Raw genomic sequence first — 11,845 nt, 5'->3', positions numbered from 1 at the left:
AGTTATTTATATGTTAATAATAAGTAATGTTTGCGCTGTAAATGTAGATTGCAGGGTTCGTGCCAGCCAGTGATAAAAGTGCATAAACGGCGGAGGCTAACTGGAAATCAAGCAGTTATAACCACATCATATGCATTTAAAGTGCATATAAAGTGAATACGTTTGCGATGTGGGTGAATAAAAAGAATAAAAAACGCAATGTTATGCAGAAGTAAAATATAATTCTGGAATTGTGATCATTGACGAAATTTACTGGAAATTACTGCGCCATTCTGACGCAACGCGCACCAAAAGCGGGCATTTTTTGCGCCATCGTTGACATCATTAACAACCATCGATCAAATCACTTAACAACAGGCGGTAAGCAAAGCGAAATTCTGCTACCATCCACGCACTCTTTATCTGAATAAATGGCAGCGACTATGAAATTTGTCTCTTTTAATATCAACGGCCTGCGCGCCAGACCTCACCAGCTTGAAGCCATCGTCGAAAAGCACCAACCGGATGTGATTGGCCTGCAGGAGACAAAAGTTCATGACGATATGTTTCCGCTCGAAGAGGTGGCGAAGCTCGGCTACAACGTGTTTTATCACGGGCAGAAAGGCCATTATGGCGTGGCGCTGCTGACCAAAGAGACGCCGATTTCCGTGCGTCGCGGCTTTCCCGGTGACGACGAAGAGGCGCAACGGCGGATTATTATGGCGGAAATCCCCTCGCCGCTGGGCAATATCACCGTGATCAACGGTTACTTCCCGCAGGGTGAAAGCCGCGACCATCCGATAAAATTCCCGGCAAAGGCGCAGTTTTATCAGAATCTGCAAAACTACCTGGAAACCGAACTCAAGCGTGAAAATCCGGTGCTGATTATGGGCGATATGAATATCAGTCCTGGCGACCTGGATATTGGCATTGGCGAAGAGAACCGTAAGCGCTGGCTGCGTACCGGAAAATGTTCTTTCCTTCCGGAGGAACGCGAATGGATGGAGAGGCTGATGAGCTGGGGGTTGGTCGATACCTTCCGCCATGCGAATCCGCAAACAGCAGATCGTTTCTCATGGTTTGATTACCGCTCAAAAGGTTTTGACGATAATCGCGGTCTGCGCATCGACCTGCTGCTCGCCAGCCAACCGCTGGCAGAATGTTGCGTAGAAACCGGCATCGACTATGAAATTCGCAGCATGGAAAAACCGTCCGATCACGCCCCCGTCTGGGCGACCTTCCGCCGCTAATTTAGCTGATCTCCTGGCTCAAACTGGGTCAGGAGAATTAACCTTGAGAAAAATCAACAAACTGTCAGTAATGATTTGTTGCCCGCCGTCCTTTGTTATACCGTCACTGCGTTTTTAGTTGTCTGACCACTTCTCTATTATCAAGTTTGATATAGGAAACTCCACGATGAACGCTGAGCGTAAATTTCTTTTTGCCTGTCTTATTTTTGCGCTGGTCATTTACGCTATCCACGCTTTCGGTTTATTCGATCTGCTCACCGATTTACCCCACTTACAGACACTCATTCGCCAGAGCGGATTGTTCGGCTATAGCCTCTATATTCTGTTATTCATCATTGCCACCCTCTTTCTGTTACCAGGAAGCATACTGGTGATCGCGGGAGGAATAGTTTTTGGCCCGCTCTTAGGGACACTACTATCATTAATTGCCGCCACGCTGGCCTCCTCGTGCTCATTCCTTCTGGCGCGCTGGCTGGGACGTGATTTACTGCTGAAATACGTTGGCCATAGCCATACCTTTCAGGCCATTGAAAAAGGCATTGCGCGTAACGGTATTGATTTTCTTATTCTGACCCGCTTAATCCCGTTGTTTCCTTACAATATTCAAAATTACGCTTACGGATTAACCACAATCGCCTTCTGGCCTTATACCCTTATTTCGGCACTCACGACCCTACCCGGTATTGTTATTTATACCGTGATGGCAAGCGATCTCGCCAATGAAGGCATTACGCTGCGCTTTATTTTACAACTCTGTCTGGCGGGCCTGGCACTGTTTATTCTCGTCCAGCTCGCAAAACTCTACGCCCGACACAAACATGTGGATCTGTCTGCTTCTCGCCGCAGCCCACTTTCTCACCCAAAAAATGAAGGATAGAACGATGTTGCAACATTATTCAGTGTCATGGAAAAAAGGACTGGCTGCACTCTGCTTACTGGCTGTTGCTGGGCTTAGCGGCTGCGATCAAAAAGAGAATGCGGCTGCAAAAGTGGAATACGACGGACTTTCGAACAGCCAACCGCTGCGTGTCGATGCCAATAACCATACGGTAACCATGCTGGTGCAAATTAATGGTCGTTTCCTCACCGACGACACTCGTCACGGTATTGTGTTTAAAGATGGCTCCAACGGACATAAATCGCTGTTTATGGGTTATGCGACCCCGAAAGCATTTTATGAAGCCCTGAAAGAGGCAGGTGGTACGCCGGGCGAAAACATGACAATGGATAATAAAGAAACGACTCATGTCACAGGCAGCAAACTGGATATTTCGGTCAACTGGCAAGGGGCGGCAAAAGCGTATTCCTTCGATGAAGTGATTGTTGACAGTAATGGCAAGAAACTGGACATGCGCTTTGGCGGTAATTTAACGGCAGCAGAAGAGAAGAAAACGGGTTGCCTGGTGTGTCTGGATAGCTGCCCGGTCGGCATCGTCAGCAATGCAACATACACTTATGGTGCGGTGGAAAAACGCGGCGAAGTGAAATTCAAAGGCAATGCCTCAGTTCTCCCGGCGGATAACACGCTGGCAACGGTTACCTTTAAAATCACCGAATAAAGCAGGATAAAGGATGATGAAGATGCAATCGCGTAAAATCTGGTACTACCGTATAACCCTCATCATCCTGTTGTTCGCTGTGCTGCTGGCATGGGCGCTGCTTCCCGGCGTCCATGAGTTTATCAATCGCAGCGTTGCGGCGTTTGCCGCCGTGGACCAACAGGGTATAGAACGCTTTATTCAGTCTTACGGCGCACTAGCGGCAGTTGTCTCGTTCTTGTTGATGATTTTACAGGCCATTGCTGCACCGCTACCTGCGTTTTTGATCACCTTTGCCAATGCGTCGCTGTTTGGCGCGTTCTGGGGCGGCTTACTGTCGTGGACCAGTTCGATGGCCGGCGCGGCGCTGTGCTTTTTTATCGCCAGAGTGATGGGCCGCGAAGTGGTGGAAAAATTAACCGGCAAAACCGTACTTGACAGTATGGACGGCTTTTTCACTCGCTACGGCAAACACACCATCCTGGTATGTCGGTTATTGCCTTTTGTCCCTTTCGATCCAATCAGCTATGCTGCCGGTTTGACTTCAATACGTTTTCGCTCGTTTTTTATCGCCACCGGGCTTGGTCAATTACCGGCGACTATTGTTTATTCCTGGGCGGGCAGCATGTTAACAGGCGGTACTTTCTGGTTTGTCACCGGACTGTTTATTCTGTTTGCCCTGACCGTGGTGATTTTTATGGCGAAGAAAATATGGCTTGAGCGCCAGAAGAGGAATGCCTGATGGGTTTACCGCCGCTTAGCAAAATTCCTTTCATTTTACGTCCGCAGGCGTGGCTGCATCGTCGCCATTACGGCGAGGTGCTAAGCCCGATTCGCTGGTGGGGGCGGATCCCGTTTATCTTTTATCTGGTGTCGATGTTTGTCGGCTGGCTGGAGCGCAAACGCTCACCGCTCGATCCGGTAGTACGATCGCTTGTCAGCGCGCGCATTGCGCAAATGTGCCTGTGTGAGTTTTGCGTGGATATCACCAGTATGAAAGTCGCCGAGCGTACCGGCAGCACCGATAAACTGCTGGCAGTGGCTGACTGGCGGCAAAGCCCGCTCTTTAGCGATGAAGAACGGCTGGCGCTGGAGTACGCCGAAGCCGCAAGCGTAACGCCGCCAACGGTCGATGATGCTCTGCGCGCCCGACTGGCTACGCATTTTGACGCTCAGGCGCTCACCGAACTGACGGCATTGATAGGCCTGCAAAATCTGTCAGCCCGTTTTAATTCTGCCATGGACATTCCCGCTCAGGGGCTGTGCCGTATTCCTGAAAAACGTTCTTAAGGAGAGAAGATGCGCCATTGTGGGTGGTTGCTGGGATTGTTATCGCTGTTTTCTTTGGCAACACATGCCAGTGACTGGCAGGAAATAAAAAATGAGGCCAAAGGACAAACCGTCTGGTTTAACGCCTGGGGCGGCGATACCGCAATTAACCGCTATCTCGACTGGGTTAGCGGCGAGATGAAAACCCATTACGCTATAAACCTGAAGATTGTTCGTCTCGCGGATGCCGCAGACGCGGTGAAACGCATTCAGACCGAAGTTGCTGCCGGACGTAAAACGGGCGGTTCGGTGGATCTGCTCTGGGTGAACGGCGAAAACTTCCGCACCTTAAAAGAGGCCAATTTATTACAAACCGGCTGGGCGGAGACTCTGCCCAACTGGCGCTATGTCGACACACAGCTTCCGGTGCGGGAAGATTTTTCAGTGCCTACAGAAGGGGCTGAATCGCCCTGGGGCGGCGCACAACTGACGTTTATCGCCCGCCGCGATGTTACGCTACAGCCACCACAAACGCCGCAAGCCTTACTGGAGTTTGCTAAAGCCAATCCCGGCACGGTTACCTATCCGCGCCCACCGGACTTTACCGGCACGGCGTTTCTTGAACAGTTGCTGATTATGCTAACGCCAGATCCCACAGCATTAAAAGAAGCGCCGGACGATGCCACTTTCGCCCGCGTCACTGCGCCCTTGTGGCAATATCTTGATGCACTGCATCCGTATTTGTGGCGCGAAGGAAAGGATTTCCCGCCTTCGCCCGCGCGGATGGATGCTCTGCTGAAAGCTAACACATTGCGCCTGTCGCTGACCTTTAACCCCGCGCATGCGCAGCAAAAAATCGCCAGCGGCGATTTGCCTGCAAGCAGTTACAGTTTTGGTTTTCGCGAGGGGATGATTGGCAACGTCCATTTCGTCACCATTCCTGCCAACGCGAATGCCAGTGCTGCGGCGAAGGTAGTTGCCAATTTCCTGCTCTCACCCGATGCGCAACTGCGTAAAGCAGATCCTGCTGTCTGGGGCGATCCTTCTGTTCTCGACCCGCAAAAACTGCCTGACGGGCAGCGCGAAACATTGCAATCGAGAATGCCGCAGGATCTGCCGCCGGTACTGGCTGAACCGCACGCAGGTTGGGTAAATGCGCTGGAACAAGAATGGCTACACCGTTACGGTACGCATTAATCTTTTTGCTGTGGGCGATGATAGCGGTGATTTATGCACCGCTGATCCCGGCAGCTCTCACGCTGATATCGCCTGCTTTGTCGTTGACGCACTGGCAGGCGTTATTTGCCGATCCACAGTTACCGCAGGCATTACTGGCGACGCTGGTGTCGACAACCATTGCGGCGGTCGGGGCGTTGTTGATTGCCCTGCTGGTGATTGTGGCGTTGTGGCCAGGGCCGAAATGGCAGCGTATGTGCGCCCGTCTGCCGTGGCTGCTCGCCATTCCCCATGTGGCTTTTGCCACCAGCGCCCTTCTGCTCTTTGCTGACGGAGGGCTGCTTTATGACTATTTCCCGTATTTCACTCCGCCAATGGACAAATTGGGTATTGGGCTGGGCCTCACCCTGGCGGTGAAAGAAAGCGCATTTCTGCTGTGGATCTTAGCGGCAGTATTGAGCGAAAAACGGCTGTTGCAGCAACTCATTGTGCTGGATTCGCTGGGCTACAGCCGCTGGCAATGCCTGAACTGGCTGCTGTTGCCCTCCGTCGCGTCTGCGTTAGCAATGGCGATGCTGGCGATTGTCGCCTGGTCGCTGTCGGTCGTGGATGTGGCGATTATTCTTGGGCCAGGTAATCCCCCGACGCTGGCGGTAATTAGCTGGCAGTGGTTAACTCAGGGCGACGCCGATCAACAAACGAAAGGCGCACTCGCCAGCCTGCTGCTGATGCTGTTACTCGCCGCCTACGTTTTGCTGGGCTATCTGCTATGGCGTGGCTGGCGGCGTACTATTCCCCGCGTAGATGGCGTTCGTAAGCCTGCCACGCCTTTATTGCCAAGCAATACGCTGGCGAGTTTTTTACCCTTAACCGGTGTGCTGTGTGTGGTTCTGCTGGCGATCCTCGCGGATCAGTCGACGATCAATAGTCAAGCGCTCATCAACAGCCTGACAATGGGGCTGGTGGCGGCATTCATCGCTTTGCTCTTGTTACTGCTGTGGCTGGAATGGGGGCCACAGCGTCGCCAGTTGTGGCTATGGTTGCCCATTTTATTACCCGCTCTGCCGCTGGTGGCGGGCCAGTACACGCTGGCGCTATGGCTGAACCTGGATGGAAGCTGGACGGCGGTGGTCTGGGGGCATCTGCTGTGGGTAATGCCGTGGATGCTGTTTATCCTGCAACCCGCCTGGCAGCGCATTGATTCACGGTTAATTTTGATTGCGCAAACACTGGGCTGGTCGCGGGCCAAAATCTTCTTTTACGTAAAATGCCCACTCATGTTGCGCCCTGCGCTGATTGCCTTCGCGGTGGGATTTTCAGTCAGTATTGCGCAGTATATGCCGACGCTGTGGCTGGGCGCGGGGCGTTTTCCGACGCTCACCACTGAAGCGGTGGCATTAAGCAGCGGCGGCAGCAACGGTATTCTCGCCGCCCAGGCTTTATGGCAACTGCTGTTACCGCTTATTATTTTTGCCCTGACCGCGTTAGTCGTAAAATGGGTAGGTTATGTCAGACAAGGACTCCGCTAATGCTCTGCGTGAAAAATGTTTCGCTACGTTTACCAGAAAGCCGCTTGCTGACAAACGTTAACTTTACAGTAGATAAAGGTGACATTGTCACGTTAATGGGACCATCCGGCTGCGGGAAATCCACTCTGTTTTCGTGGATGATTGGTGCGCTGGCCGGACAGTTTTCTTGTACAGGGGAGCTATGGCTTAATGAGCAACGGATTGACATGCTACCCACCGCACAGCGTCAGATTGGCATTCTTTTCCAGGATGCACTGTTATTTGACCAGTTCAGCGTCGGGCAAAATTTACTGCTGGCGCTACCGGCGACACTTAAGGGGAATGCCCGACGTAATGCCGTGAATGATGCACTTGAGCGTTCAGGCCTTGACGGAGCGTTCCATCAGGATCCTGCCACTTTGTCTGGCGGTCAGCGAGCGCGCGTTGCTCTGCTTCGCGCCCTTCTCGCTCAGCCAAAAGCGTTGCTACTGGATGAGCCATTCAGCCGTCTTGATGTGGCCCTGCGCGATAATTTTCGCCATTGGGTGTTCAGCGAAATTCGCGCCATGGCGATCCCTGTTGTGCAGGTGACGCACGATCTTCAGGATGTTCCTCCTGATAGCCCCGTTCTGGATATGGCGCAGTGGTCAGAAAATTACAACAAACTGCGATAACGCAAAGTTTTTCCCGATGCGTCAGTTCAGAATGGCGCTCTCAAAACTACAATGTCGGGATTTTCGATGAAACGTGTTTCTCAAATGACCGCGCTGGCAATGGCTTTAGGGCTGGCTTGCGCTTCTTCGTGGGCCGCTGAACTGGCGAAGCCTCTTACACTTGACCAGCTTCAACAACAAAATGGCAAAGCGATAGATACTCGCCCCAGCGCGTTTTATAACGGCTGGCCACAAACCTTAAATGGCCCTTCCGGTCATGAACCTGCCGCCTTAAACCTCTCTGCTAGCTGGCTCGACAAAATGAGCACCGAACAGCTCAACGAGTGGATCAAGCAACATAACCTGAAAGCCGATGCCCCGGTGGCACTGTACGGTAATGACAAAGATGTCGACGCCGTCAAAACGCGACTGCAAAAAGCAGGTTTTACGCATATCTCCATCCTGAGTGACGCGCTAAGCGAACCTTCCCGTCTGCAAAAACTGCCGCACTTTGAACAGCTGGTATATCCGCAGTGGCTGCATGACCTGCAACAAGGTAAAGAGGTTACGGCGAAACCTGCCGGTGACTGGAAAGTCATTGAAGCGGCCTGGGGCGCTCCAAAATTTTACCTTATCAGCCATATTCCCGGCGCTGACTACATCGACACCAACGAAGTGGAAAGCGAACCGCTGTGGAACAAAGTTTCTGATGAACAACTGAAAGCGATGCTGGCAAAACACGGCATTCGCCATGACACCACGGTCATTCTGTACGGGCGTGACGTATACGCTGCAGCGCGTGTGGCGCAAATTATGCTTTATGCCGGCGTGAAAGATGTGCGCCTGCTGGACGGAGGCTGGCAAACCTGGTCCGACGCGGGTCTGCCCGTTGAGCGCGGTACGCCACCGAAAGTGAAAGCGGAACCGGATTTCGGCGTGAAGATCCCGGCACAACCGCAACTGATGCTTGATATGGAACAAGCGCGTGGACTGCTGCATCGCCAGGATGCATCGCTGGTGAGCATTCGTTCGTGGCCAGAATTTATCGGTACGACCAGCGGTTACAGCTATATTAAACCAAAAGGTGAAATAGCCGGAGCACGTTGGGGACACGCAGGTAGCGACTCGACGCATATGGAAGATTTCCATAACCCGGATGGCACCATGCGCAGCGCCGATGATATAACCGCTATGTGGAAAGCATGGAATATCAAACCAGATCAGCAAGTTTCATTCTACTGCGGCACTGGCTGGCGCGCGTCAGAAACCTTTATGTACGCACGCGCAATGGGCTGGAATAACGTCTCCGTTTACGACGGTGGCTGGTACGAATGGAGCAGCGATCCAAAAAATCCGGTAGCAACCGGTGAACGCGGCCCGGACAGCAGTAAATAACATTGCAATTACTGACGCTGGAGCGACTTCAGCGTCAGATACCCACTCCACACCCGCGTAAAGGTCGTCATCCAGCACAACGCACCAAATACCCACGCAAACCACGGAAAACAGGCCGGAAAGAGGCAACTCAGAACAAACAGCAAAATCGTCTCGCTGCCTTCGGTTAAGCCGCCCAGATAATAAAACGATTTATGCGCATAACCAGGATTATCAATCTGATGTTTCGCCGCCAGCGCAGCAAAAGCGAGAAAACTGCTGCCCGTGCCGATAAACGCAAACAGCAGCCAGCCGCCTGCCAGGGCGTTTTGCTCCGGTGCGGCGAGGATAAACCCAAAAGGCACCAGCGCGTAAAAAAGAAAATCGAGAGAAATATCGAGAAAGCCGCCCGCGTCGGTAAGCCCTCTGCGCCGCGCCAGCGCACCGTCCAGACCATCAAGCAGCCTGTTCAACAAAATGGCGACTAGTGCCGCCAGATACCAGCCCAGCGCCAGAAAAGGCAGTGCCAGCACGCCGATGGCAAATCCCACTAATGTTAAACCATCTGGCGTAATGCCCGGTTTATCAAGAACCCGCACGCACTGATGCAACAACGGTTTAATCCGGGGATGAAGATGGCGGTCTAGCACAGGCACTCCTTAAATATAAAGCCTTTCTGATTGAGCAACAGTGCGGATATTATGGCATTTTTCGCTTATCTGCCCGTGTGTAATTTATGAAAATGATTGAAGTTGTTGCCGCCATCATCGAACGTGATGGCAAAATTTTACTCGCGCAACGCCCTGCCCAGAGCGATCAGGCGGGATTATGGGAGTTTGCCGGTGGTAAAATCGAGCCGGATGAAAGCCAGCGGCAGGCGCTGGTGCGTGAGTTAAACGAAGAACTGGGCATCGAAGCAACTGTTGGTGACTATGTTGCCAGCCATCAGCGAGAAGTTTCGGGGCGGATTATCCATCTTCATGCCTGGCACGTACCCGACTTCCACGGGACGTTACAGGCACATGAACATCAGGCGCTGGTCTGGTGCTCACCTGAAGAGGCGCTGCGATATCCGCTGGCCCCTGCTGACATTCCATTATTAGAGGCGTTTATGGCTTCACGCGCCGCCAGACCAGCGGATTAGTGCTTAGGGTTTTGTCATCCCGTTGGCATTGCAGCAGTATTCCTTCGGCTTTAATTACTGCCCCTTCAGAATAATTTTGATCCTGATAAACGCAGCACTGAGTACAGGGCTGCGCTGACTGCCCGCCTGAACTGAACACTTCTGGCGGTACGTTTACCTCCACGTCCGGATGATAATGCGGGTTAGCCAGTGTAATTAATGGAAATGCTAATACTACGGCGATCAATGCTCGACTCACAGGGAACTCCTTAACGTTATTGTCTCTTCTACAGATAACGGTAGCCGGGCGGCAAAACTTTAGCGTCTGAGTTATCGCATTTGGTTATGAGATTACTCTCGTTATTAATTTGCTTTCCTGGGTCATTTTTTTCTTGCTTACCGTCACATTCTTGATGGTATAGTCGAAAACTGCAAAAGCACATGACATAAACAACATAAGCATAATCGTATTAATATATAAGGGTTTTATATCTATGGATCAGACATATTCTCTGGAGTCATTCCTCAACCATGTCCAAAAGCGCGACCCGAATCAAACCGAGTTCGCGCAAGCCGTTCGTGAAGTAATGACCACACTCTGGCCTTTTCTTGAACAAAATCCCAAATATCGTCAGATGTCATTACTGGAGCGTCTGGTTGAACCGGAGCGCGTGATCCAATTTCGCGTAGTATGGGTTGATGATCGCAACCAGGTGCAGGTCAACCGTGCATGGCGTGTGCAATTCAGCTCCGCCATCGGTCCGTACAAAGGCGGTATGCGCTTCCACCCTTCAGTAAACCTTTCCATTCTCAAATTCCTCGGCTTCGAGCAAACCTTTAAAAATGCCCTGACTACTCTGCCGATGGGTGGTGGTAAAGGCGGCAGCGACTTTGATCCGAAAGGGAAAAGCGAAGGCGAAGTTATGCGTTTCTGCCAGGCGCTGATGACTGAACTGTATCGCCACCTGGGCGCGGATACTGACGTTCCGGCAGGTGATATCGGCGTTGGTGGTCGTGAAGTCGGCTTTATGGCGGGGATGATGAAAAAGCTCTCCAACAATACCGCCTGCGTCTTCACCGGTAAGGGCCTTTCATTTGGCGGCAGTCTTATTCGCCCGGAAGCTACCGGCTACGGTCTGGTTTATTTCACAGAAGCAATGCTAAAACGCCACGGTATGGGTTTTGAAGGGATGCGCGTTTCCGTTTCTGGCTCCGGCAACGTCGCCCAGTACGCTATCGAAAAAGCGATGGAATTTGGTGCTCGAGTGATCACTGCGTCAGACTCCAGCGGCACTGTAGTTGATGAAAGCGGATTCACGAAAGAGAAACTGGCGCGCCTTATCGAAATCAAAGCCAGCCGCGATGGTCGAGTGGCAGATTACGCCAAAGAATTTGGTCTGGTCTATCTCGAAGGCCAACAACCGTGGTCTGTACCGGTTGATATCGCCCTGCCTTGCGCCACCCAGAACGAACTGGATGTTGACGCCGCGCATCAGCTTATCGCCAATGGCGTTAAAGCCGTCGCCGAAGGGGCAAATATGCCGACCACCATCGAAGCGACTGAACTGTTCCAGCAGGCAGGCGTACTGTTTGCACCGGGTAAAGCGGCTAATGCTGGCGGTGTAGCAACATCGGGCCTGGAAATGGCGCAAAACGCTGCGCGCCTGGGCTGGAAAGCCGAGAAAGTTGACGCACGTTTGCATCACATCATGCTGGATATCCACCATGCCTGTGTTGAGCATGGTGGTGAAGGTGAGCAAACCAACTACGTGCAGGGCGCGAACATTGCCGGTTTTGTGAAGGTTGCGGATGCGATGTTAAGCCAGGGCGTGATTTAAGACAATTGTGCCGGATACAGCGCAAATGAACTGAACCCCAAAACCTGGACAGTTTCAGTTAACCGGCTTTTTGATACTCAGTCCGGTATTCTACCGGGCTGAGTCCCCCAAGACTGAGTTTTATTCTTTTTTGATTC

General features: G+C 52.1%; 14 protein-coding genes. 11 read left to right on the top strand and 3 right to left on the bottom strand.

Features of this window, described 5'->3' with window-relative positions:
• The first annotated feature begins 422 nt into the window (after positions 1-422).
• The 9 genes from xthA to ynjE all read left to right on the top strand — a co-directional run bounded on the left by xthA (position 423) and on the right by ynjE (position 8,768).
• On the top strand, positions 423-1,229 hold the full coding sequence (gene xthA, locus ACJHX4_RS15610; RefSeq protein WP_000673940.1) for an exodeoxyribonuclease III: 807 nt from the start codon (positions 423-425) through the stop codon (positions 1,227-1,229).
• A gap of 166 nt (positions 1,230-1,395) precedes the next feature.
• Positions 1,396-2,106, top strand: a complete 711-nt coding sequence (locus tag ACJHX4_RS15605) for a TVP38/TMEM64 family protein (protein ID WP_001296115.1) — start codon at positions 1,396-1,398, stop codon at positions 2,104-2,106.
• 4 nt (positions 2,107-2,110) lie between these two features.
• Positions 2,111-2,788, top strand: coding sequence for a lipoprotein YdjY (gene ydjY / locus ACJHX4_RS15600; RefSeq protein ID WP_000939207.1), 678 nt, complete (start codon positions 2,111-2,113; stop codon positions 2,786-2,788).
• Between the two features lie 13 nt (positions 2,789-2,801).
• Positions 2,802-3,509: a TVP38/TMEM64 family protein gene (locus ACJHX4_RS15595; protein ID WP_000977153.1), complete on the top strand. Its 708-nt coding sequence runs from the start codon at positions 2,802-2,804 to the stop codon at positions 3,507-3,509.
• Positions 3,509-4,057: a carboxymuconolactone decarboxylase family protein gene (locus tag ACJHX4_RS15590; protein WP_000524076.1), complete on the top strand. Its 549-nt coding sequence runs from the start codon at positions 3,509-3,511 to the stop codon at positions 4,055-4,057. The genes ACJHX4_RS15595 and ACJHX4_RS15590 overlap by 1 nt, the downstream gene beginning before the upstream one ends.
• A gap of 9 nt (positions 4,058-4,066) precedes the next feature.
• Complete coding sequence (locus ACJHX4_RS15585) at positions 4,067-5,233, top strand: ABC transporter substrate-binding protein (protein WP_001215365.1); 1,167 nt, start codon at positions 4,067-4,069, stop codon at positions 5,231-5,233.
• The gene (locus tag ACJHX4_RS15580; protein WP_000224938.1) at positions 5,206-6,741 is read left to right on the top strand and encodes an ABC transporter permease; all 1,536 of its coding nucleotides are present in this window, start codon (positions 5,206-5,208) and stop codon (positions 6,739-6,741) included. The genes ACJHX4_RS15585 and ACJHX4_RS15580 overlap by 28 nt, the downstream gene beginning before the upstream one ends.
• Entirely contained in the window at positions 6,741-7,394 is a 654-nt protein-coding gene (locus ACJHX4_RS15575; RefSeq protein ID WP_001296116.1) for an ATP-binding cassette domain-containing protein, read from the top strand. Before ACJHX4_RS15580 ends, ACJHX4_RS15575 begins: the two co-directional genes overlap by 1 nt.
• A gap of 66 nt (positions 7,395-7,460) precedes the next feature.
• Positions 7,461-8,768, top strand: a complete 1,308-nt coding sequence (gene ynjE / locus ACJHX4_RS15570; RefSeq protein WP_001296117.1) for a thiosulfate sulfurtransferase YnjE — start codon at positions 7,461-7,463, stop codon at positions 8,766-8,768.
• Positions 8,769-8,776: 8 nt separating this feature from the next.
• Here the strand turns inward: ynjE and ACJHX4_RS15565 are convergent, their stop codons facing one another.
• Positions 8,777-9,397: a CDP-alcohol phosphatidyltransferase family protein gene (locus ACJHX4_RS15565; protein ID WP_001296118.1), complete on the bottom strand. Its 621-nt coding sequence runs from the start codon at positions 9,395-9,397 to the stop codon at positions 8,777-8,779.
• An 86-nt stretch (positions 9,398-9,483) separates the two neighbouring features.
• On the opposite strand from ACJHX4_RS15565, the gene nudG reads away from it, so the two are divergent.
• A complete protein-coding gene (nudG, locus tag ACJHX4_RS15560; RefSeq protein WP_000781871.1) occupies positions 9,484-9,891 on the top strand; it encodes a CTP pyrophosphohydrolase in 408 nt (135 codons plus the stop codon).
• Here nudG and ACJHX4_RS15555 read toward each other — a convergent pair.
• Entirely contained in the window at positions 9,857-10,129 is a 273-nt protein-coding gene (locus tag ACJHX4_RS15555; RefSeq protein ID WP_000085248.1) for a YnjH family protein, read from the bottom strand. The genes nudG and ACJHX4_RS15555 overlap by 35 nt on opposite strands.
• A 235-nt stretch (positions 10,130-10,364) precedes the next feature.
• On the opposite strand from ACJHX4_RS15555, the gene gdhA reads away from it, so the two are divergent.
• Positions 10,365-11,708 carry an NADP-specific glutamate dehydrogenase gene (gene gdhA / locus ACJHX4_RS15550; RefSeq protein WP_000373044.1) on the top strand — a complete coding sequence of 448 codons (1,344 nt, stop codon included), beginning with the start codon at positions 10,365-10,367 and terminating at the stop codon, positions 11,706-11,708.
• Between the two features lie 58 nt (positions 11,709-11,766).
• Here the strand turns inward: gdhA and ACJHX4_RS15545 are convergent.
• Positions 11,767-11,845 (bottom strand): IS3 family transposase (locus ACJHX4_RS15545; protein ID WP_322967685.1); only part of this gene is annotated, 79 nt, incomplete at its 5' end.

The sequence above is a fragment of the Escherichia sp. WS2035 genome, assembly GCF_046487065.1.
Classification (GTDB): domain Bacteria; phylum Pseudomonadota; class Gammaproteobacteria; order Enterobacterales; family Enterobacteriaceae; genus Escherichia; species Escherichia coli.
This window is presented reverse-complemented; position numbering and strand designations above follow the sequence as displayed.